The 23,158-nt window shown below is 43.4% G+C and carries 25 protein-coding genes; all 25 read left to right on the top strand.

Features of this window, described 5'->3' with window-relative positions; genetic code table 11:
• The first annotated feature begins 3 nt into the window (after positions 1-3).
• The 25 genes from fliG to MHH52_RS17810 all read left to right on the top strand — a co-directional run bounded on the left by fliG (position 4) and on the right by MHH52_RS17810 (position 23,156).
• Complete coding sequence (fliG, locus tag MHH52_RS17930) at positions 4-1,020, top strand: flagellar motor switch protein FliG (protein ID WP_340003864.1); 1,017 nt, start codon at positions 4-6, stop codon at positions 1,018-1,020.
• The gene (locus MHH52_RS17925) at positions 1,013-1,861 is read left to right on the top strand and encodes a FliH/SctL family protein (RefSeq protein ID WP_340003863.1); all 849 of its coding nucleotides are present in this window, start codon (positions 1,013-1,015) and stop codon (positions 1,859-1,861) included. Before fliG ends, MHH52_RS17925 begins: the two co-directional genes overlap by 8 nt.
• Positions 1,842-3,167, top strand: coding sequence for a flagellar protein export ATPase FliI (gene fliI, locus MHH52_RS17920; protein ID WP_340003862.1), 1,326 nt, complete (start codon positions 1,842-1,844; stop codon positions 3,165-3,167). Before MHH52_RS17925 ends, fliI begins: the two co-directional genes overlap by 20 nt.
• A 9-nt stretch (positions 3,168-3,176) precedes the next feature.
• Positions 3,177-3,620 (top strand): flagellar export protein FliJ, encoded by a 444-nt coding sequence (gene fliJ / locus MHH52_RS17915; RefSeq protein WP_340003861.1) that lies wholly within the window; start codon positions 3,177-3,179, stop codon positions 3,618-3,620.
• 18 nt (positions 3,621-3,638) lie between these two features.
• On the top strand, positions 3,639-4,574 hold the full coding sequence (locus tag MHH52_RS17910) for a kinesin (protein ID WP_340003860.1): 936 nt from the start codon (positions 3,639-3,641) through the stop codon (positions 4,572-4,574).
• A 24-nt stretch (positions 4,575-4,598) separates the two neighbouring features.
• On the top strand, positions 4,599-6,068 hold the full coding sequence (locus MHH52_RS17905; protein WP_340003859.1) for a flagellar hook-length control protein FliK: 1,470 nt from the start codon (positions 4,599-4,601) through the stop codon (positions 6,066-6,068).
• Between the two features lie 34 nt (positions 6,069-6,102).
• Complete coding sequence (locus MHH52_RS17900; RefSeq protein ID WP_340003858.1) at positions 6,103-6,591, top strand: flagellar hook capping FlgD N-terminal domain-containing protein; 489 nt, start codon at positions 6,103-6,105, stop codon at positions 6,589-6,591.
• On the top strand, positions 6,588-6,971 hold the full coding sequence (locus tag MHH52_RS17895) for a TIGR02530 family flagellar biosynthesis protein (RefSeq protein ID WP_340003857.1): 384 nt from the start codon (positions 6,588-6,590) through the stop codon (positions 6,969-6,971). Before MHH52_RS17900 ends, MHH52_RS17895 begins: the two co-directional genes overlap by 4 nt.
• A gap of 100 nt (positions 6,972-7,071) precedes the next feature.
• Positions 7,072-7,890, top strand: coding sequence for a flagellar basal body rod protein FlgG (flgG, locus tag MHH52_RS17890; RefSeq protein ID WP_340003856.1), 819 nt, complete (start codon positions 7,072-7,074; stop codon positions 7,888-7,890).
• 89 nt (positions 7,891-7,979) lie between these two features.
• Complete coding sequence (locus MHH52_RS17885) at positions 7,980-8,204, top strand: flagellar FlbD family protein (RefSeq protein ID WP_340003855.1); 225 nt, start codon at positions 7,980-7,982, stop codon at positions 8,202-8,204.
• Positions 8,201-8,668 (top strand): flagellar basal body-associated FliL family protein, encoded by a 468-nt coding sequence (locus MHH52_RS17880; protein WP_340003854.1) that lies wholly within the window; start codon positions 8,201-8,203, stop codon positions 8,666-8,668. Before MHH52_RS17885 ends, MHH52_RS17880 begins: the two co-directional genes overlap by 4 nt.
• A gap of 39 nt (positions 8,669-8,707) precedes the next feature.
• Positions 8,708-9,706, top strand: coding sequence for a flagellar motor switch protein FliM (fliM, locus tag MHH52_RS17875; protein WP_340003853.1), 999 nt, complete (start codon positions 8,708-8,710; stop codon positions 9,704-9,706).
• On the top strand, positions 9,696-10,982 hold the full coding sequence (gene fliY, locus MHH52_RS17870) for a flagellar motor switch phosphatase FliY (protein WP_340003852.1): 1,287 nt from the start codon (positions 9,696-9,698) through the stop codon (positions 10,980-10,982). The genes fliM and fliY overlap by 11 nt, the downstream gene beginning before the upstream one ends.
• Positions 10,983-11,008: 26 nt before the next feature.
• The gene (locus tag MHH52_RS17865) at positions 11,009-11,374 is read left to right on the top strand and encodes a response regulator (RefSeq protein ID WP_340003851.1); all 366 of its coding nucleotides are present in this window, start codon (positions 11,009-11,011) and stop codon (positions 11,372-11,374) included.
• Positions 11,375-11,383: 9 nt separating this feature from the next.
• Positions 11,384-11,917 carry a flagellar biosynthetic protein FliO gene (locus tag MHH52_RS17860; RefSeq protein WP_340003850.1) on the top strand — a complete coding sequence of 178 codons (534 nt, stop codon included), beginning with the start codon at positions 11,384-11,386 and terminating at the stop codon, positions 11,915-11,917.
• Positions 11,914-12,678 carry a flagellar type III secretion system pore protein FliP gene (gene fliP / locus MHH52_RS17855; protein ID WP_340003849.1) on the top strand — a complete coding sequence of 255 codons (765 nt, stop codon included), beginning with the start codon at positions 11,914-11,916 and terminating at the stop codon, positions 12,676-12,678. Before MHH52_RS17860 ends, fliP begins: the two co-directional genes overlap by 4 nt.
• Before the next feature lie 21 nt (positions 12,679-12,699).
• The gene (gene fliQ / locus MHH52_RS17850) at positions 12,700-12,969 is read left to right on the top strand and encodes a flagellar biosynthesis protein FliQ (protein WP_036688516.1); all 270 of its coding nucleotides are present in this window, start codon (positions 12,700-12,702) and stop codon (positions 12,967-12,969) included.
• Positions 12,970-12,978: 9 nt separating this feature from the next.
• Entirely contained in the window at positions 12,979-13,764 is a 786-nt protein-coding gene (gene fliR / locus MHH52_RS17845; RefSeq protein WP_340009719.1) for a flagellar biosynthetic protein FliR, read from the top strand.
• Positions 13,765-13,786: 22 nt separating this feature from the next.
• Positions 13,787-14,881, top strand: a complete 1,095-nt coding sequence (gene flhB, locus MHH52_RS17840) for a flagellar biosynthesis protein FlhB (protein WP_340003848.1) — start codon at positions 13,787-13,789, stop codon at positions 14,879-14,881.
• A 17-nt stretch (positions 14,882-14,898) separates the two neighbouring features.
• On the top strand, positions 14,899-16,932 hold the full coding sequence (flhA, locus tag MHH52_RS17835; RefSeq protein WP_340003847.1) for a flagellar biosynthesis protein FlhA: 2,034 nt from the start codon (positions 14,899-14,901) through the stop codon (positions 16,930-16,932).
• Positions 16,929-18,320 carry a flagellar biosynthesis protein FlhF gene (gene flhF / locus MHH52_RS17830; protein ID WP_340003846.1) on the top strand — a complete coding sequence of 464 codons (1,392 nt, stop codon included), beginning with the start codon at positions 16,929-16,931 and terminating at the stop codon, positions 18,318-18,320. The genes flhA and flhF overlap by 4 nt, the downstream gene beginning before the upstream one ends.
• Positions 18,317-19,198, top strand: coding sequence for a MinD/ParA family protein (locus MHH52_RS17825; protein ID WP_340003845.1), 882 nt, complete (start codon positions 18,317-18,319; stop codon positions 19,196-19,198). The genes flhF and MHH52_RS17825 overlap by 4 nt, the downstream gene beginning before the upstream one ends.
• A gap of 33 nt (positions 19,199-19,231) precedes the next feature.
• Positions 19,232-20,563, top strand: coding sequence for a chemotaxis response regulator protein-glutamate methylesterase (locus MHH52_RS17820; protein ID WP_340003844.1), 1,332 nt, complete (start codon positions 19,232-19,234; stop codon positions 20,561-20,563).
• A gap of 34 nt (positions 20,564-20,597) precedes the next feature.
• A complete protein-coding gene (locus tag MHH52_RS17815; RefSeq protein ID WP_340003843.1) occupies positions 20,598-22,667 on the top strand; it encodes a chemotaxis protein CheA in 2,070 nt (689 codons plus the stop codon).
• 27 nt (positions 22,668-22,694) lie between these two features.
• A complete protein-coding gene (locus MHH52_RS17810) occupies positions 22,695-23,156 on the top strand; it encodes a chemotaxis protein CheW (RefSeq protein ID WP_042128895.1) in 462 nt (153 codons plus the stop codon).
• Positions 23,157-23,158: the final 2 nt, after the last annotated feature.

Raw genomic sequence — 23,158 nt, 5'->3', positions numbered from 1 at the left:
CTAATGGCAAAGGCTAGTCAGCAGGGGCTAAGTGGTCGTCAAAAGGCCGCGATCCTGCTTATCACACTAGGGCCCGAGGTATCGGCGCAAATATTTAAACATTTAAGAGACGAGGAGATTGAACAACTGACTCTCGAAATTGCCAATGTCCGTAAAGTGGACAGCAGTGAAAAAGAGTCGATCATGTCTGAGTTCCATCAGATATGCCTTGCCCAAGAATATATATCACAAGGCGGTATTAACTACGCCAAAGAGATTCTGGAGAAAGCGCTTGGTTCAGCAAAAGCCATGGAGGTCATTAATCGTCTGACCGCAACTTTGCAGGTAAGACCCTTCGATTTTGCACGCAAAGCTGATCCTAACCAGATTTTGAACTTTATCCAGAATGAGAATGTCCAGACTATCGCACTTGTATTGTCTTATCTACAATTCGAACAATCCGCAGCTATTCTCTCCTCGCTACCTCAAGAGAAGCAGGCGGAGGTGGCTAGAAGAATTGCTGTAATGGACAGTACCTCTCCGGAGGTCATTACACAAATTGAACGAGTACTAGAGCAGAAGCTTTCTGCTACTGTAACTCAGGATTATACAAATGCTGGCGGTATCGAATCGATCGTGCAAATCTTGAATGGAGTTGACCGGGGGACAGAGCGCACAATTCTGGATTCCCTCGAAATTCAAGATCCAGAGCTTGCCGAAGAGATCAAGAAGCGGATGTTCGTCTTCGAGGATATAGTCAATGTGGACAATCGTTCGATTCAGCGTATTATTCGTGATATTGATAATGCGGATCTGCAGCTTGCCCTTAAAGTTGCAAGCGAAGAAGTACGAGATGTTATTTTCCGGAATATGTCCAAACGTATGGCAGAGACATTCCGAGAAGAAATGGAGTACATGGGCCCAGTGCGGTTGCGTGATGTAGAAGAAGCACAAACGCGTATTGTAGGCACGATCCGCAGACTCGAAGAGTCTGGAGAAATTATCATCGCTCGTGGCGGAGGAGATGACATCATTGTCTAAGCTGATTAAGCATTCTCAGTATGTTCCAGTAGATGTACTCAAAAGATTGGAGCAGGCCCGGCAATATGCGGGCCTAACTGAGGAGCCCGTTCCAGAGGAGACTGTAAGCGAGACTCACTATCATGATCCCGCACGTGAAGAAGCAGAAGTGGCACGTAAGCAAATGCTTAAGGACGCCCAGGAATTTGCTGAAGAGCAGGTTCGGAATGCATCTCTAGAAGCGGAACAGATTGTTGAATCCTCAAAAGCGGAGGCTGAAGAGTGGTGGAAACAACGCCGTGAGCAGGATGAACATCTGGTAGAGGCCGTCAAAGCAGATGCTTATCAGCATGGGTATCAGGAAGGTGTATCTCAAGCTGAACAAGAGATGCAGCTCAAAGTTGCAGCGATGATGGAAGAAGCGCGTGCTGTTTTGAATGAGGCATATAAGGCAAGAGATGTCATTATTCAGGAAGCTGAACCTTTTTTAGTAGAACTAAGTTGTGATATTGCTGAGAAAATTGTGGATAGACAGTTAACGGTAGAACCGCAATTTGCAATGGATTTGATTCGGAAAAATTTGGCCCGCAAACGAGAGCAGGGTTTGATCTCACTCTGTGTATCTCCTGCACTGTTCGCTTTTGTAAACGCAGCGAGGGAAGAATTATCATTAGTGGTTGACTCGCAGGCTGAACTACAAATCTTGCCTGACTCGACCGTGAAAGATCAAGGTTGTGTAATCCGCTCCTCCTTTGGCAGCATAGATGCTCGAATCGATACTCAGCTTGCAGAAATCAAAAAAGAGCTGGTTAGAATCGCGCTGGACACTGATGAGCAGAGAAATGGGGAAGAAGATGCTTGATAGTAGCCGTTATAAGGAGCAACTTCGTAATCTCGATCCGGTTAGGATCAATGGGAAAGTGACGCAGGTTATCGGCCTTATGGTTGAATCGGAAGGACCTGATGCTAGCATTGGTGATGTATGCTATATCTATCCTTCCAAAGGAAATAAGCCGCTGCAAGCTGAGGTCGTTGGTTTCCGAGACAACAAGGTGCTATTAATGCCGCTTGGAGAACTGCAGGCTATTGGACCTGGCTGTGATGTAGTGGGTACAGGTAAGCCGCTTAGTGTGCAGGTAGGGTCAGAATTGCTGGGTAAGGTACTGGATGGTCTAGGACAACCACTTGATGGTTCCCTAATCCCGGCTCGAATGCCACATAGTTCGACCTTTAACATTCCGTCGAATCCACTCAATAGACCGCGAGTGCAAGAACCTATTAGCATCGGAGTAAGAGCGATAGACGGCTTGTTAACTATCGGTAAAGGCCAGCGGGTAGGGATTTTCGCTGGCTCGGGGGTCGGAAAAAGTACGCTCATGGGAATGATTGCACGTAATACATCAGCGGACGTTAATGTTATTGCTCTGATTGGGGAGCGTGGCAGGGAAGTATTGGATTTCATAGAACGCGATTTGGGACCTGAGGGTTTGCAGCGTTCAGTCGTTATTGTTGCTACATCTGATCAACCAGCATTAATTCGAATTAAGGGAGCACTTATTGCTACGACGATTGCTGAGTATTTCCGTGATCGAGGACTTAATGTGATGCTCATGATGGATTCGGTCACACGTTATGCTATGGCTCAACGTGAAGTTGGACTTGCAGTCGGGGAGCCTCCAGCTATGCGAGGTTATACACCATCGGTGTTTGCAAGCTTACCCAAACTGCTGGAACGTGCTGGTACTGGCCCTTCGGGCTCAATAACAGCCTTCTATACGGTATTGGTTGATGGCGACGACATGAATGAGCCGATTGCTGATGCTGTCAGAGGGATACTTGACGGACATATCGTACTCAATCGAAATATTGCTAATAAAGGACACTTCCCAGCGATAGATGTACTTTCCAGCATAAGCCGCGTAATGAAGGATATCGCTCCAGAAGAGCAGATCGCAGCAGCAGAAAATGTAAAACGACTAATGGCCGTTTACAAGGATTCAGAAGATTTAATTAATATCGGAGCTTATCAGAGAGGCTCCAATGCTCAGATCGACGAGTCGATGGAGTACATAGAGAGTATATGGGAATTCACAAAACAAAAGGTGAATGAAAAAGTTACGCTGGCTGAAGTTCAACAATCTTTAATTTCACACTTCTCAAGGAGTTGATTCAGTATCATGAGATTTCATTATACTTTTCAAAAAGTCGTTGACTTGAAGGGTAATGAGAAGACACAGGCAGAATGGATGCTTTCAAGCGCACTTGGAGAATTGCAGGCACAGGAAAGAAGCCTGGATGAACTCGCCTTTCAACGGAGCGCGATCATGCTATCCTTGCAAAATGCCGTAGAACAAAAGACACCTATGGTGAAGATTCGTGAAATGCAAGAGTATGTAGAATATCTGGATAAATGTATTGTCCGTAAACATAAGGACATTAGAAGTGCACATCAGGAAGTCCTGAAGAAGCAAGATCAGTTAAGCACAAAGGTATTAGATGAAAAAGTATGGTTAAAGGCAAAAGATAAGGCTGAGACACAGTTTCAGCAAAGTATGATTTTACGGGAACAAAACGAACTGGATGAGATAGCAACCGTCCGCTTCGCGATGAAATCCCTCTAAACCGGGAGGTTTCCGCTAGTGGCTAACAATGATATGGAACTTGAAAATGAAGGGTCAGCGGGGAAATTTGAGCGGTTCTTATTTTTAATGATACCGATTATCTTCACGCTAGTACTGCTTGGAGTCCTGTTGACGCTTTTTAATATGGACATTCGTAATAACGTGTTTCAGATTGCGAATAAAATTCCTGTACTGGAAAAGTGGGTTCCAGATCCACCGGCAGATCCTTCTGATCCGAAACAGCAGAGCAAGAAGCAGGAAGCGAGCTCTGAGACAACGATCAAAGAACTAAAGACTAAGCTTGTGCAGCAGGAAGAGAACCTGAAGAAGGTAACGGACGAAAAAACAGCCCAGGATACCAAGGTTCAGGCGCTTGAGTCGCAGATTGAGGGAATGAAGACGGAAGCTGCTGCAACTGCTGAGGTAAGCACGGACGAAACAGAAGACCCTTATCAGAAGCAGGTTGCTGATCTGGCGAAGCTGTACGCGGGCATGAAAGCTTCCAAAGCTGCACCGATTATGGAGAATTTGACTACAGAAGAAATGGTGCAGATCTTCAGCGCAATGAATAAAGCGAGCAAAACTGCGATTCTAGAAAAAATGGATCCGCAAAAAGCGGCAGATGTAACGATTAAGTTGAAAGAAACTACTTCTTCCAGTGATATGGCTATTGCAGCTCTTCAATCTAGATTAAAAAAAGAGGCAGGCACCACACAAAAGACTACAACTAGTACAAATCTGGATAAGGAAAAGTTGAACCAAACTTTTAGTTCAATGACTCCTGCCAATGCAGCTTCACTACTAGGAGAAATGTATAAGATTAGCCCTGATAAAGTAGTAACGATTATGAACACCGTAAGTGATAGTGTTCGTTCTTCTATTCTGGGAGAAATGACTAAAAATGATAGCGCGCAAACCGCGAAGATTGTTAATCGTTTGATGGGCGCTAAATAAATATTGAAAGGAGGTGAAATTGATATGAGTTTAGTTGTTCAATCGCTTGTGAGCGCAAATACAACATCGGCAAGTGGTAGCTCATCGACTTCTACTGGCACAACAGCTGCTGTACCTTTTGCTCAGACATTAGTGCAAACTATGGGAGGAAATACAGCAAATACCACATCGGTACCTGCTGATCCGCTATTGGGAAATCTAGCTTCTTTATTGCAAGGCCTTTTAAAGGAAGTTCAGACTACTGGAGAAAAGCAAGGGAAACAAGACCCACAGAATTCAAATCTCCTTGAGAAACTTACTGCGGATGTTGAAAATCTGGATGAAAGCATCAATAGCGATCCTGCTATGCTGATAGCTTTGCAAGCTTGGCTCCTTCAGGTATCTGCTCTTTTATCAGGGAGTCATGCAAATGAGGGGGATACTACATCTGAAGCGGAATCGGCAGGAAGCTTGTCGCCGTTGGCACAGAACGCTGATACGCTGCGATTTGCTGTTCAAGATGATTTGCACAGTTTAGTTACTCTGATTCAGGAAGCTGCAGTCAATGGAAACGAAGAAGTCGCAAACAAGGGAATAAGTTTGTTAAATAATTTCACGGCACTACTAGAACAGACCGCCTCTAATGCAAATAAGGGGAAGGGAAAGAACTCCAGTTTGGATGAAAATTCTGGTGTATCTGTACAACAATCTATTGTGACTGAAAGCAACAGTAAAACGACGGACAAGACACTTCAAAATCTAAGTAACCGTACTGGAGAAGCTGCTGCAATTAAAAATGAAGCAGTCCTAACTTCGCCTGTGACCTCAGGAACTGTCCAAGATCCTGAAGCAGAGCCTACGAATACACCATTGACCAAGACCGGTGTAACCGGAGAAACGAAGCATGCAGAATCTTCACAAGACTCCACACCAGGGATTGCGACTATGGAAGGGGATCATGAGGTTGTTACTGCAGGTCAACTATCTCTTCGGGGAGGAATTACAGCTCCGTTGAAGGCAGAGGTTCCAGTACCGGTTCAGCAGTTTGCACAGGAAATGACTGGTTTCATTACAGGTAAATTGGAGATTGTGCAAAAAGGCGGCATAGCTGAGGCTACGATATCACTCTTTCCAGAAAATCTCGGACAAGTGGATGTTAAGATTACCATGCAAAATGGCCATCTGGTTGCACAGTTCATGACTGAACATGCTGGAGCTAAAGATATGCTGGAACAACAAATGAACCAACTTCGGGCAGCGTTACAATCTCAGGGCCTGCAGGTAGAGAAATTGGAAGTCACACAAAATAATACCTCGCTCAATTCACAATGGGGTCAAGAAGGACGCCAACCTGGTTCTGGGAGTGGGCAGCAGGGTAGACGCTCTAAAGAAAGCCGCGAGGAAGCTAATGACGCTGTTCTAGCCGCAGAGCTAAATGGTGAATGGAAAGACTGGGTTTCAAACGCAGGGCAAGAAGATCAGTCTCAAGGTGGATCTTTTTCTGCTAAAGCTTAAACTTATAAACCTAAGGAAAGAGAGGTGAACGGTTTTGACGACAACGACTCCTGTTTCTACTAAAGACCAGTGGAATTATACAGCTCCTGAATCTACTAAAACTACAGGGAATTCTGACTTGGGTAAGGATCAATTTTTGAAGATATTGATTACCCAGCTGCAGAATCAAGATCCGATGCAACCGATGCAAGATAAAGAATTTATTGCTCAAATGGCACAGTTTACATCTGTAGAGCAGCTGATGAACATCTCTACACAGCTTACATCCATGAATCAGTCTCTTGGTTCAGTATCCGGCTTGATTGGCAAAGATATAACATGGACGGATACCGCCACAAATCTACCTAAGACAGGGAATGTTGAATCAATCGTTGTCAGCAAGGGGATTCAATATGCGGTTGTGGGGAAAGACAGAGTTGCTTTAACCGATATTACACAAATTCAGAATGCATCTTCAGAAAGTGGTTCTGGCACAGGTAGTAATACTCCGGAGAATGGCGGAGGAAGCGGGGAGACAGTATGAGTGACAGGCTAACTATTGGCCAATTGTATCCTGCGTCCCTATATTCTTCAACGTTACAGCGATCTTCGATACCGAAGCAGACTATGACTGGAGAAGCAACCTTTGAGAGCGTACTGCAACAGAAGCTACTAAAATTCAGCAATCATGCCGCTAAGCGTCTTGAACAAAGAGGAATAGAGCTTGGAAGCAGACAACTGGATCAGATTTCTTCTGCTGTGGATAAAGCTGCAGCTAAAGGAAGTAAAGAATCCTTGATATTAATGAAGGACTTGGCATTTATCGTAAGTGTTCCGAATCGTACAGTTGTAACAGCTATGGATGGTAATTCGATAAGAGATAATGTGTTTACACAGATAGACAGTGCCATTGTGATTTCATAAACGGCTGGTCCTAACGGAAAGCCGAGGTGGCCGCTGACCGACTGACGCGGTCCCAATTCACTTAGTTATTAGGACTTTATAATCTGGGAGGACAACAAACATGTTAAGATCTATGTATTCAGGGGTTTCGGGGATGAGAGGCTTTCAGACTAAGCTCGATGTAATTGGTAATAACATTGCCAATGTCAATACTATTGGCTTTAAATCTGGACGCGTTATGTTTAAGGATATTATGAGTCAAACTGTTTCTGGAGTAACAGCTCCAAGTGATGATGGTGCTGGTGGTGTGAATGCTAAACAAGTCGGATTGGGTGTAAGTATCGCTTCTATTGATACACTCCATTTAAGCGGTAGTGCTCAAACCACTAATAACCCAACAGATTTGCGCATTGACGGAGATGGATTTTTTCTAGTTAAGCTTTCAGAAGATCAAGAAACACCTTTCTTGACTCGTGCAGGAGATTTTCATGTGGATGCTGCACGTAATCTTGTTACTTCTGACGGACTGCATGTGCTTGATGCCGACGGTACTGCCATTCAATTGGCAGATGATGTAACGGCATTCTCTATTTCTAATGATGGAACAATTGTACAAACTATGTCAGATGGAACGACTGAAGGCGGTGTGAAAATTGGTGTAGCCAAGGTCACTAACCCAGCTGGTCTAGAGAAAATCGGAGGCAATCTGTATCGTATGTCTCTTAATGCGAATGCAGCAGGCGAACTTGTTCCTATAGTAGCGAATGATACTGAAACTGGAACAGGCGCTATCATTTCTGGTCAACTCGAAATGTCCAATGTGGATCTTACAAATGAATTTACAGAAATGATCGTATCCCAACGTGGATTCCAGGCGAACTCTCGTATCATTACGACTTCTGATGAAGTGCTGCAGGAAGTAGTTAACCTGAAGCGTTAATTTTATCAATAAAATAATATCTTTTTTAAAGGTTAATGCGGAGTCGTGGGGGAGATACTCCTCCCCCTATTTTTGTTAGGAGGCCTGTTATGATATCGGTAACGAGATTAAATGGAACACCGATGTGGATCAATGCCCTACTGGTAGAAATGGTAGAAGAAAGCCCGGATACATATATTACGCTCGTAACCGGAAAAAGACTGATCGTGCTTGAAAAAGCTGATGAAGTTATTACGAAGATCCGGAATTATAACAGGGACATAGGCACATATGCTGCCACCATTAAAGTCCAGTCAATGGAGGAGCTAACATGAAGAAGATGCTGCCGTGGCTACTTACGATTTTACTTGCGATTACACTTATCGTGATAGCCGCATTTTTATTAATGGACAAGATCTTTCCGAAAGATACGAATGATGTAAATGCTGCGGTTCAAAGTGTGGGAACCAAGTATTTAACTGCAGATGAAATCGTCGAATTAACGGCAGAGATCGCTGAGATCAAAACAAATCTTGCTGATCCCGATTATATCGTTCAAATAGATTTCGCCTTCCAACTGAATTCTGCGAAATCAAAGGAAGCATTCGAAAAAATAAAAGAGATCAAAATCAAGCCGATAATTATCAAGACGCTTGCAGATACCAAACCTGAGGAGCTTAATGGAGCAAACGGCAAAGATCAGCTTAGCAGCAAACTTGTTAACCTGATTAATAAGACATTGACCGAAGGCAAAATCACTCAGATCGAAGTCACCAAATTCCTTTTGGCTTCTATGTAGCTTCAGGCCTGATAATTCTTTGATAGGGGGGTGATTGAATTGGTTGATGTACTATCACAAAATGAAATAGATGCTCTACTTGCTGCACTTTCTTCCGGTGAGATGGATGCCGATGAACTTAAAAAGGAAGAAACTCAGAAGAAGATCCGATCTTATGACTTTAAACGGGCCGTTCGCTTTTCTAAAGATCATATCCGTAGTCTTACAAGGATACATGACAATTTCGCCCGCTATCTTACAACATACTTTTCAGCCCAATTACGCACCTTCGTGCAGATTAATGTCGTTCAAGTAGAGCAGCTCCCTTATGATGAATTTATACGTTCCATTCCGAAAATGACCATACTGAACATTTTCGAAGCTGAACCTTTAGAAGGTCGAATGGTAATGGAAGTTCATCCAAACATCGCTTTCGCTATGCTGGACAGATTGCTGGGAGGTTTTGGGACTGCACCTTCTAAGATTAATGCTTTAACTGAGATCGAAACAACGATCATGGAGCGTATCTTCAGTGGATGTTTTGAGAGTTTGCAGGAAGCTTGGAAGACAGTGCTGGATATTCATCCGCGCATGGAAGCGCTCGAAACGAATCCGCAGTTCATGCAAATTGTATCGCCCAATGAGACTATTGCATTAATCTCGTTAAGCACCAAAATTGGAGATACAACGGGTATGATCAATCTTTGCATACCGCACGTAGTCCTAGAACCTATAATGTCTAGGCTATCAGTTCACCAATGGTTTGTTACAGAGAAGAAGACGAGGGATACAGATGAACTTGAAGCCATTAAAGCTAGAGTTCATAAGGCGAAACTACCGATTGTAGCTGAACTTGGAGAATCGCGCCTATCCATATCTGAGTTTCTTGGGCTTAGCGTCGGTGACGTGATCTCTCTCAACAGGAATGTAGATTCCGGACTCTCGATTAAGGTAGGGGAGAAACTTAAGTTCATCGGAAGTCCCGGAATGGTGAAAGACCGGGTAGCCGTGCAAATAGACGAGATTGTCAGTGAAGGAGTTGAAGAAATTGACGAGTAAAGATTATTTATCCCAAGAAGAAATAGACGCCCTTCTGAGACAATCTTCGGAAGGCTCAATAGCTCCTTTGGTGAAGACGGTAAATGACTATTTAACACCGTTCGAACAGGATGCTTTGGGTGAAATCGGGAACATAACATTCGGTAGTGCAGCGACAGCTCTTTCCACTTTATTGGGGAAAAAGGTTGATATTACAACTCCTCAAGTTTCCATCATTACACGTGGGGAGTTTGAAGAAGCTTTTCCTAAACCGCATGTAGCTGTGCATGTGGAGTATGTAGATGGGTTTCAAGGTATTAATTCACTTGTTATTAAGATTAGGGATGCACAGGTCATCGCTGATTTAATGCTCGGTGGTGAAGGCGAACCTAAGGATGAAGAATTGAATGAAATTCACATCAGTGCTGTGCAGGAAGCTATGAATCAAATGATGGGTTCTTCTGCAACATCAATGTCCACTATTTTCAATCGCTTTGTTAATATTTCACCTCCGGGTATCGACATTCTAAATATGTCCAGCGGTGAAGGAGTAGGCAGCCTACCGAATGACGAGACCTTAATACGTATTTCGTTCCGGCTTAAAATTGGAGATTTAATAGACTCTACTATTATGCAACTCTTGCCTGTTCAGTTTGCTAAGGATATGGTAACGATGCTTCTAGGTGATGTCAGCCCTGCAGCGCAAGAGACTGCAGTTACGTCAACTGATGCTCCTGCTAAGCCAGCTCATGTGGAGACGCCTCCTGTAGCACCTTCTCAGCCTGCAGGAGAAACACCTCCGCCATATCCGTCGCAGGGGATGCCTGCTTATCCAGGGATGCCGGAAGGCGGATATTATTATCCTCCAGCAGGAATGCCGGCGTATGGTATGCCTGGGATGCCACCTTACGGAATGCCCCCACAAGGCATGCCTTATGGACAGACACCACCGCTTAGTCCTGAAGCGAATCGCAATGTAAATGTACAGCCTGTACAATTTGCTAACCTTAACGGTGGAGCTTTTGGTCATATTGATGAAAATAATTTAAATTTATTGATGGACATACCGCTTAGAGTAACCGTAGAATTAGGGAGGACCCAGAAGCAGATTAAAGATATTTTGGAAATGTCTCAAGGCTCGATCATTGAGCTGGACAAGCTCGCCGGTGAGCCTGTAGATATTTTGGTTAACAACAAGCTTATTGCCAAAGGCGAAGTCGTAGTTATCGATGAAAACTTCGGCGTACGCGTTACGGATATCGTCAGCCAGTGGGACCGAATTCAGAAATTACAATAAGCATACTTAGGGAGGATTTTGTAAAAATGGCTAACCGAATTCTAATCGTGGACGATGCAGCATTTATGAGAATGATGATCCGTGACATTTTGTCGAAAAACGGATTTGAAGTAGTGGGCGAAGCTCAGGACGGTTCTCAAGCTATAGAGAAATTTAAAGAACTGCGTCCGGACCTTATCACGATGGATATAACTATGCCTGAAATGGACGGAATCGCCGCCCTGAAAGAAATCAAGAAAATAGATCCGGCTGCTAAGGTCATCATGTGTTCAGCCATGGGCCAGCAGGCTATGGTTATCGATGCTATTCAAGCGGGTGCGAAAGACTTTATCGTGAAGCCTTTCCAAGCAGACCGTGTTATCGAAGCTATTAACAAAACGTTGGGTGTGTAGGAAAGAGACATGCCCGTCAATCCAGAACCGCTCGGGAGCAATAACACCCTGCTGAATTTGCTTAACGTTATTATTGTCCTTGCGGTAATCATTGTACTTATTGTGCTGCTGATCCGTTTTCTTGGACGTCGTAACCAGACCTTTATGAGCGGGCGTTCCATACGAACACTTGGTGCAGTAGGGCTGGGACCTAACAAGTCGATGCAGGTTATTGAACTGGGAAGCAGTCTTTACTTAATCGGGATTGGTGAGAACATATCCATCTTGGATAAAGTCACTGATCCAGATGAGGTAGCTTTGATCATTGCAGCATTTGAGGATCAGTCCTCTAACCAGAATAATTTTCTCACACCGCTTATTGCCAAGGTTAAGGTTAAGGTTAAGCTGCGTGGGGAGGTTCCATCTGAGGAAATCGAGCTTAGTGAAACATCATCTTTTTACGAGACACTGCAATCCAAACTTCGTTCTGCACCAGAGCGTAAAGAGAAGATGGAAGAGTTACTCCGGGATGATGCTACTAAGGATGAGTCGAGGAATTTATGAAAAAGAAGCTAATTCTTGCTATTCTGCTGTTCGGGTTCATTAGTATAGTTATGATGCGGCCGATACATGCTGATCCTATACCTAATGTTAATATTCAGGTCGGTAATGAAGATGGTTCAAGCGGTGGTACCAGTTCCATATCAATTTTACTACTCGTTACGGTTCTGAGTATTGCTCCGGCGTTTCTAGTTCTCATGACCAGCTTTACTAGAATTGTAATCGTGCTCGGTTTTGTGAGAACCTCACTTGGTACTCAGTCCATGCCTCCAAATCAGGTGCTGGTAGGGCTTGCTCTATTTCTGACCCTGTTCGTTATGTCTCCAACTTTGAAGACAGTTAATGAAACGGCGTTGCAGCCGTATATGAAGGGGACGATTACTCAGTCTGAGGCTTTTGATAAAGCTGCAGATCCGATGAAAGAGTTTATGTTTAAACAGACGAATTCCAAAGATCTTCTGTTATTTATGAATTATACCGGTTATACCGGATCGGCTAAACCGGCTACATACAGTGATATTCCACTGACGGTGATGGTGCCTGCTTTCGCAATTGGTGAATTAAAAAAAGCTTTTACAATGGGCTTCTTAATTTTCATTCCATTTCTGATTATTGATATTGTTGTGGCGAGTACGCTAATGGCCATGGGGATGATGATGCTTCCCCCGGTCATGATTTCATTACCTTTTAAAATTATGCTCTTTGTACTGGTAGACGGCTGGTACTTAGTCATTAAATCACTACTTCTTAGTTTTAACACCTGACCTTAAGAGGAGGCATGAGGAATGAGTACGGAGTTTATAATCGGTCTAGCAAGCCAAGCCGTATATTTGGTGCTGGAAGTCAGCGCTCCCATGCTGATTCTTGGTCTGGTGGTAGGGCTAATAATCAGTATTTTTCAAGCTACGACACAGATTCAGGAACAGACGCTAGCGTTTGTTCCCAAAATCGTCGCAGTACTACTGGCTTTATTGTTATTTGGTCCGTGGATCATCACGAAGCTGATTGACTTTACTAGCCAAATTTTGGGAAATCTCTATATGTATATTGGTTAATCAATGAACATGGAAACCCTACTTCAAAGTTTACCCGTCTTTTTGCTTATTTTTTGTCGAATTACCGCCTTTTTTGTTGTCGTTCCTGTATTTTCTTCTCAAGGGGTACCGACAACTTTTAAGATAGGCATTTCTTTTTTTGTAGCATTGGTAGTCTTTAGTGCTAATGGAACAGGGATTACGATTCCGCAGGATTTTAGTTATATTTTGCTGATTATGAGAGAGGTATTAATAGGTTTATTACTAGGTTTCATTGGATATTTGATGTTTATGGCGATTCAGACAGCAGGTTCGTTCATTGATATTCAGATTGGCTTCGGTATTGCCAACGTCATTGATCCTATGACTGGAACGTCAGCACCTATTCTCGGTAATTTCAAATATATGATAGCCCTGCTAATGTTTCTGAGTATGAATGGACATCACCATCTGCTAGATGCCATTGTGTACAGCTATAAATGGGTTCCTATGAATAATGATTTGTTTCTAGGCATGATTGATGGTAGTTTGTCAGAGTTTCTGGTCCGAACATTTGCGCAGTCGTTTGTACTAGCTTTTCAAATGTCGGCTCCATTAGTAACCGCGCTGTTTCTGACTGATGTTGGCCTTGCCTTTTTGGCGAGAACGGCTCCGCAATATAATGTATTCGTTATAGGGGTTCCGCTCAAAATCATTATAGGTATTGCACTTCTTCTTGTGCTGATGCCAGGTCTGGCTGTGCTGTTTCAGAATCTCTTCGATATCATGTTCGAATCCATGGAGAATTTACTGGGTCTCATGGGGAAGAGTCCGTAGGTGACCGTAAGGGGAGAGTATTATGCCTAAGACGAAGCGTTATAGACTGGATCTTCAACTCTTCGCCGGTGAAAAGACGGAAAAAGCAACCCCGAAGAAACGGCAGGATGCTCGCAAAAAGGGTCAAGTAGCCAAAAGTGCTGAGCTGTCCGGTGCAGTTGTGTTGCTAGCTGCGATAGTTAGTTTGATGATGTTTGGTGGTTTTATGAAAGAACGCTTCATGAAACTATACACGGACGTATTTCAGAATCGAATGATGCTGAACGTTACTCCTGAGAACATAACCGAACTATTTAATCAGTATGGACTGCAAATATTGATTTTGCTAGCTCCATTACTTGGAATTACATTCTTTATGGCACTTGTTTCCAATTTGGTACAGGTGGGCTTTATGGTCACGGGAGAAGGGATAACTCCTAAATTCAGTAAAATTAATCCGATAAAAGGATTCAAAAATATTTTCTCCATGCGTTCGTTTGTAGAATTCCTGAAATCAATTTTCAAACTTTTAATTATTTCTTATCTGGTATATAGCACATTATGGGGAGAAAAGAAGAACTTTGCATCCCTGTCGCATATCAGTGCGGAGGGGATTTTTAAGTTTGCAGCCAAGCTGACGATGAATCTTGGTTTGAAAATCGGGGTTGCCTTGCTAGTTATGGCTTTTCTAGACTTTATGTATCAGAAGTACGAGCACGAAAAAAGTCTGAAAATGTCTAAGCAGGATATCAAGGACGAATACAAAAAAATGGAGGGTGACCCTCTAATCAAAGGTAAGATCAGGGAACGTCAACGTAGAATGGCCATGCAGCGAATGATGCAGGAAGTTCCTAACGCGGATGTAATTATTACAAATCCAACGCACTTTGCTGTTGCACTAAAATATGACGGTTCCGAAATGGAAGCGCCTCAGATTATCGCAAAAGGGCAGGATTATGTAGCACTTCGTATTCGGGAGCTGGCTAAAGAACATGGCGTCGTGACTATGGAAAACAAACCGCTGGCACGGGCATTATTCCAAAGGGCAGAAATTGGAGATGTCGTTCCAAATGATCTGTTCCAGGCTGTGGCTGAAGTGCTTGCATATGTATATAAGCTTAAAGGTAAGAGGAAATAAGGCGGGGGGTTAGGACATTGAAAGCTAAAGATTTAACAGTTTTGCTAGGCATCATCGGTATCGTGCTTATGATGATTCTGCCTATCCCGTCCTGGCTTTTGGACGTTTTGCTTGTTATTAATATCTCTATAGCATTAATAATCATATTAGTTGCTATGAACACGAAGAATGCACTCGAATTTTCAATTTTTCCTTCACTGTTGCTTGTTACGACATTATTTCGTCTGTCACTAAACATTTCGACAACAAAACTGATCCTGACTTACGGAGATGCCGGTTCTGTGGTATCTACTTTCGGAAGCTGGATCGCCGGAGGACAAATTGCCGTTGGGTTTATCGTGTTTCTGATCTTGGTAGTAGTTCAGTTTATTGTTATTACCAAAGGTTCAGAGCGTGTAGCTGAGGTAGGAGCGAGATTTACCTTGGATGCGATGCCCGGCAAGCAGATGAGTATTGATGCCGATCTTAACGCAGGTATGATTAACGAAACGCAGGCACGTGAGCGGCGCCGCAATGTGGAGCGGGAAGCGGATTTTTTCGGAGCCATGGATGGTGCGAGTAAATTCGTTAAAGGAGACGCGATTGCGAGTATCATTATCCTGTTGATCAATCTTATCGGTGGTTTTATTATCGGTATGGTTGTGCACGGAATGGATTTTTCCACTGCGTTATCCACTTATTCCGTATTGACGATCGGGGACGGTCTAGTTAGCCAAATTCCTGCTTTGCTCATTTCGACTGCAGCGGGTCTTATCGTTACTAGAGCTTCATCGGAAGGTAATCTGGCAGAAGAACTGACAGGGCAGTTATTGTCTTATCCAAAGTTGTTATATATTGTTGCATTAACTGTTGCTTTTCTAGGGCTCTTCACACCTATACATATGATTACTACGCTCCCGCTGGCTGGTTTGCTGGCTTTTGCAGCCTACAGTATGGGACAAAATTTAAATCGAAAACAGATTGCCGAAGAGCAGCTTGTTGAAGAGAAACAGATTGAAGAGGTGCGAAGTCCGGAAAGTGTCATCAATTTGCTCTCTGTAGATCCTATTGAATTCGAGTTCGGATATGGTCTTATACCTTTGGCAGATACGGGTCAGGGTGGAGATTTGTTAGATCGTATCATCATGATTCGACGGCAATGTGCATTAGAAATGGGACTTGTAGTACCCGTTATACGCATTCGCGACAATATTCAACTAAAACCGAATGAATATGTCATAAAAATTAAAGGAAATACTGTCGGTGGCGGTGAATTATTACTTAATCACTACCTAGCTATGAGTCCAGGGTATGATGATGAATCTATAAACGGTATTGAGACCATTGAACCTTCCTTTGGACTTCCTGCGTTATGGATTGACGAATCGGTTAAAGAGCGGGCTGAATTGTCTGGTTATACCGTAGTTGATCCTCCATCAGTTGTTGCTACACATTTGACAGAGCTCATTAAGCGACATGGACATGAGCTGATAGGACGACAAGAAACCAAGATGTTGGTGGATAACCTTAGAGATAATTACCCAGTGCTTGTCGATGATCTTATTCCTTCCGTATTAGCGATTGGGGATGTGCAGAAGGTACTTGCCAAACTGCTACGCGAGAAAATATCGATTAGAGATTTGGTGACTATCTTTGAGACGTTGGCGGATTATGGGACGTACACCAAGGATCCTGATATTCTTACCGAATATGTTCGTCAGTCTTTATCCAGACAGATTACTCAGCAATTCTCGCAAGTAGGAGAGACTCTGAAGGTTATTACGGTGGGACCTAACCTTGAGAAGAAAATATCTGAGAGTGTGCAGCAATCAGAACAGGGCAGTTATCTGGCACTGGATCCAGTATCGACTCAAACGATCTATCAGCGGCTTAGTGAACAGATCAATCAACTGCTGCAGTCAGGACAACAACCCATTGTACTCACATCACCAACCATTCGTATGTATTTGCGACAGGTGATTGAACGGACGATGCAGGACATTCCCGTACTGTCTTATAGCGAACTAGAGCCTAACATTGAAATACAAAGCGTCGGAGTGGTGAATTTATGAGAGTGAAGCGTTATGTGGTCGATACGATGCCTGACGCCATGCATTCCATTCGCAGCGAGCTTGGAAGCGAGGCCGTCATTTTAAGCACCAAAGAAATCAAGATTGGCGGATTTTTAGGGTTATTTAAGAAGAAAAAAATAGAGGTTGTTGCTGCTGTTGAGAAAGCTCAGAAGAGTAATGTTCCTGAAAAACCATCGAAGCCTGCGATGAACATTCCGCGTAGTGCTGTACCACAGGCTTATCAAAAAGCATCATCAGCTTCAACTATACCCTCTGTCACACTAGAAAAGTCCGAAGAGACACGGTCGTTTGTGGAAATCGCCGCAGCATTGTCTGAGGCTATCGATGTGCAAGAATCGGCAGCCAAGCGTCCAGCGTTTTTACAAGAAATAAGGACTGTTGGTAAGGATGATATTAAGTCGTCTGAAACAAACCTGGATGAAGTGAAATCTGTACCAGCGCTTTATGAGTCGCTTGGTCTAGAACAGACACCAGAAGTTGCTTCAACCCATGAGAATGATGTTCTTCGTGAAATTAAGGATATGAAGCTATGGATGGAGCGAATCGCTAGACAATCTTCGGGGGCGAGAGAGTTACCGGACAGTCTTCAGCAGCTTAGAAATCTTTTGCTAGAGCAGGAGATGGATGATGTACTTGTTGAAGAGTGGATTAGTAATATCTCAGAACGTTGGGCGGATGAAGGGCGTACTTGGGGACCTGAGAAATTTCAGGAGTCCTTGAAAGAACAACTCGATGGATTTCTGTCAGGTCGAATCGCTGATGGAATTGCACGGGATACCCAAATCGTATATATTGCTGGACCCACGGGAGTAGGGAAAACAACTACAATAGCCAAGCTTGCGGCTGAACAGCTATTTAAACACGGACGCAAGGTTGGTTTTATCACCTCCGATACGTATCGAATTTCTGCTGTGGAGCAGTTGCGTACATACGCATCTATCCTAAATGTTCCGCTTGAGGTTGTTCAATCACCGGGAGATTTACAAAGAGCACTTTTTCGATTGGAGAGTTGTGATCTTGTAATAATGGATACAGCTGGACGAAATTATCGCAATGATATGCTTGTAGCAGAACTGCAAAGCTTGCTAGCGAAGGAATTAAGAAGTGAGACCTATCTAGTACTCAGTTTGACCTCGAAAAGCCGTGATATGAAGCTTATTGCAGAGCATTTTGGCAGGTACAAGCTGGATAAAGTTATTTTTACCAAGCTAGATGAGACGGGAAGTTATGGTCCACTCTTTAACGTCCTGAATGATTTCCCTCTCACATTATCTTATATGACCAATGGTCAAAATGTACCCGACGATCTGCTGATGGCTTCTAAAGAGCAACTCTGTGAGATACTTCTTAGAACAGGTGAATCATGATGGATCAGGCACAATCCTTAAGACAGCTTGTATCCAGTCAGGATCCTAAACTAGCTGCAAAAGGGGAAACATCCGCCCGTATCATTACTGTGTGTAGTGGTAAAGGTGGCGTAGGGAAGTCAAATTTCACACTTAACTTCGCTTTAACTTTAAAAGCTATGGGGAAGCGAGTATTGCTGTTCGACGCAGATATTGGGATGGCTAACATCGACGTGTTGATGGGTGTGTCAGCGAAGTATAACCTATATCATCTCTTAAAAAGAGAAGCGGATATTGAGCAGATTATTCAGTTAGGGCCGAATTCGCTCCCTTTTATAGCCGGTGGATCGGGCATGGATGAGTTGTTCTCTCTTTCGGAATCGGATCTTAATTATTTCACAGCCCAGATAACCCTTATAGCGGACAGTATGGATTATATTTTGTTCGATACAGGTGCTGGATTATCTAAGGAAACGATGAAATTTATAACCTCTGCGGACGATTGCCTAGTAGTTACAACACCAGAGCCAACTGCTATTACAGATGCCTATGCATTAATGAAGGTTGTGAATCGGACTCATCCGGAGATTACTTTTAAACTGATTGTGAATCAAGCGGGTGATGAGAGAGAGGCGTTAGTTACAAGTGATAAGATCCGTATGGCCGCCAGTCGTTTTTTGCAATTAGATGTTTCTTATCTTGGTCATATAAGCTCAGATGCCCATGTAGTGCAGGCTGTCAAAAGGCAAACGCCATTCTCATTGGCTTTTCCAAACAGTCTTGCTGCAAAAGATATACATCGGCTTGCTTTTAGTTATTTGACCATAGATGGTAAAAAAGTTACAAAAGTCCAAGGAATTAAAGGCTTTATCCATAAATGGTTAAAGCGAAGTAAATAATTGTTCTGAATCTGGAACAGAGGTGGAAATGATATGAAGCCATATAAAGTTTTGGTTGTTGATGATTCTGCATTTATGCGCAAGATCATTTCCGATTTAATTGAAAATGACGCTGACTTTCAGGTGACGGCAACAGCCACAAACGGTCGAGAGGCTATTGAGAAAATAAACGAGCTTCGTCCGGATCTAGTTACCATGGATGTGGAAATGCCGGAGATGAACGGCCTGGAAGCGCTGAAAATAATAATGGCGTCAGATCCGCTGCCTGTGATTATGTTGTCAGGCATCAATGAAGAGGGCATGAAGGAAACCATTCTTGCACTGGAATGGGGCGCTTTTGATTTCATTCGTAAACCTTCGATAACCAACTCTCAGGATATAACGGGAGTAGGGGAATCCCTAAGAGAACAAATGAAAGAAGCTATGTTGGCTCGGGAGCAGCGTGAAGCACGAGCATCTGGATTTCGTATGCCTGACATTGCGCCTTTAGAAACATTGCTGCCGACAACGCCGAGATTGATACCAGACAAACCCAAGGTAGCACTTAAATCTTCTATCAAAAATGAAGTGATAAGAAAACCTCGGGGAAAGCAGCAAATAGATACTACTATCCCTAAAAAAGAAACTAAACCAATAATCTCTACTAGAGCACCAATATCCGAAAAGACTAAACCAAGGTCTAAAGTAGAGAATAAACCGATCCCGCCCAAACCGGTGCTAGAATTTATAGTGGAGGTATCCTCTGATCCTCCTGTACTTTCTCCGGATCGACTTATTGGTAGTAAGGATTTGCACAAATTAGTTGCTGTTGGTTGTTCTACAGGCGGACCACGTGCGCTAAAGGTATTTCTGGAGAAAATTCCTGCGGATTTTCCGGCTCCTATTGTTATTGTGCAGCATATGCCGCCTAACTTCACAAAATCACTAGCTCAGCGTCTGAATACCTTCAGTCCGCTAGAAGTGGTCGAAGCAGAGCAGGGGATGATATTACGAAAAGGAGCTGCTTACATTGCACCTGGAGGCTATCATTTACAAGTTACCCCATCAACTAGAGGGCAATATGTGGTTGTACTTACGAAGGAGGAGGCACGTAATGGCCACCGACCTTCTGTGGATGTTTTATTCGAATCGTTGCTGCCACTCACATCGTTAGATCGGCACGTGTTGCTGATGACAGGGATGGGAAGTGATGGTGCAAGGATGATGAAATCTCTCTATGACTCAGGAGTAACCTCAACTTTTGCTGAAAGTGAAGAGACCTGTGTCGTTTACGGGATGCCGCGATCCGCGGTGGAATTGCAGTGCGTCAAGTATGTACTGCCTTTGCAAGAAATTGCTCCAAGGCTGGTGCAAGCCGTTAAATAACGGAAAAGCGAACTCGAAGGGGAGGTGCTCTACTATGGACATGAACCAATATTTATCCATGTTTATTGATGAGTCGAATGATCATCTGCAGTCATTGAACGAGAGCATGATGGGGCTGGAAGCGAATCCTGAGGATCTTAGCATTGTACAGGTAATATTCCGCTCTGCGCACACCTTAAAAGGTATGGCAGCGACTATGGGCTTTGAAGATTTGGCTTCACTTACACACCAAATGGAAAATGTATTAGATCTTGTACGGAATAACAAGCTGCGCATGCAGGATTTCATTTTTGATACGTTGTTCAAAAGTTTGGATGCCTTAGAGTCTATGGTTGAGGATATTACTAGGGGCGGCGAAGGTAAAGCAGATGTATCGGACATCGTCTCATCCCTACAGGCTATCGTCCGGGGAGAGATTCCTGTTGCAGGCGGCGCAGCAACTGTTGCTACTACACCTGCTGCACAAGCAGCCGAAACGCCAATTCATTTGGACGAGTTCCAATTTTCTGTTCTAGAACAATCGATTCAGGAAGGGCATCATGCATTGTATGTGGACGTAACGATCCGTAAGGATTGTCAACTTAAGGCCGTACGTGCATACATGGTGTTTGATTTACTCGAACGTTCCGGTGAAGTTGTTAAATCCTTCCCATCCGTTCAAGATATAGAACAAGAGAAATTTGACCAAAGCTTCTCACTCTATTACATAACCCAAAAAAACGCTGATCAAATTCAGGCCATGATTATGAATTTGTCTGAAATTGATAAAGTAACGGCTGTAACACTAGATCAAGAATCTTTGAAAATGCTTGGTCAAGAAACGGCAACCGCTGTGTCTGAGGTAGCTGCAACGGCTATTGAGACGGAAACGGTTTCTGCTCCAATTGCATCAGCAAAACCATTGTCTACTAAAGATGAAGGTAATAAGCCGGGAGCCAAAACAGGAGGGGCACCTTCACGTACGATTCGCGTAGATATCGAGCGTTTAGACGTGTTGATGAACCTGTTTAGTGAACTTCTGATTGACCGAGTTCGTTTGGAGCAGCTGGCTTCTGAGGTTCAGAATGGTGATCTTACGGAAACCGTCGAGCACATGGGCCGAGTAAGTGGAGATCTCCAGAATATTGTTATGAAGCTTCGAATGGTTCCAGTAGATACCGTATTTAACCGGTTTCCACGTATGGTTCGTGATCTAGCCAAGTCACTTGACAAGAAAGTAGATCTAATCGTAACCGGTGCCGAAACGGAGCTTGACCGGACGGTTATCGACGAAATCGGTGATCCGCTCGTGCATTTATTACGTAATGCGGTTGATCACGGTATCGAATCCATTGCTGACCGCATTGCTGCTGGTAAACCAGAGACTGGAACGGTCCATCTACGGGCTTTCCACAGTGGAAATCATGTCTTTATTGAAATCGAAGAAGATGGAACGGGCATTTATCCAGAGAAGGTTCTGAAGTCTGCTGTGAAAAAAGGCGTGATTACACAAGAGCAGGCAGCCAATATGACGGATGAGGAAGCTTATCAATTGCTGTTCGCACCAGGTTTCAGCACGGCAGAGGTTATTTCTGATGTTTCAGGTCGTGGCGTAGGGCTGGATGTTGTAAAAGCTAAGATTTCTTCTCTGGGTGGCAATGTAACGATCTATTCTTCACCAGGTAAAGGTACGAATTTCTCAGTGCAGTTGCCACTTACACTATCCATTATTGCGGCAATGCTTATCCGATTGGGCTCTGAGAAGTATGCTATTCCATTATCATCTATTGTGGAAACTGGAATCGTGAAGAACACTCAAATTCGTACGATTCATGGTAACAAAATGTTGGAATTCCGGAATTCTCATATTCCATTAGTTTCTCTTAGTCGTCTCTTTTCGGTGCCTGATTATGATGAGAGTACTGAAGAAGAGACAGAGATCGTAGTTGTACGCAAGGGTGAACGTCTTGTAGCCTTAGCTGTACAGGATTTTATTGGTCAGAATGAGATAGTAATCAAGAATCTAGGTAAATTTTTACCTGAAATTCAAGGGATATCAGGCGCAACCATACTTGGGGATGGTCAAGTAGCACTTATTATCGATCCGAACGCTTTTATTAAATAACTAGGATAGAACAGGGAGGTTCATTCCATGGCTGAAGATATTAAAGTGATAGTGTTCAAATTAGGCTCAGAGGAATACGGTATCGAAGTTGAGAAGGTACAAACGATTGAGCGCATGATGCCAATTACCCGTGTACCAAAAACGTATTCTTTTATCAAAGGTGTAATTAATTTACGTGGTGTTGTTATTCCTGTAATTGATCTTCGGGGCCGCTTTGGTATCGAAGAGGCTGAACATACGGATCAGACTCGTGTAATTATCGTATCTGTTAATGAAATGGAAGTAGGTTTCATTGTTGATTCAGCAAATGATGTAATAGATTTGAATCGAGATTCTATCGATACACCTCCAGATGTTGTTGGCGGCATCAAAGCGAAGTATTTAGATGGGGTGGCCAAGATAGGTGAAGAGCGCTTGCTGATCATGCTGAATTTGTCAGAAGTGCTTAACAAAGGCGAAATCGTTCAATTAGAAAGCCTAGAGGGCTAACC

The sequence above is a fragment of the Paenibacillus sp. FSL K6-0276 genome (genome assembly GCF_037977235.1).
Classification (GTDB): domain Bacteria; phylum Bacillota; class Bacilli; order Paenibacillales; family Paenibacillaceae; genus Paenibacillus_AQ.
Note: the sequence above shows the minus strand (reverse complement) of the source record. Positions and strands in the feature narration are given on the sequence as shown.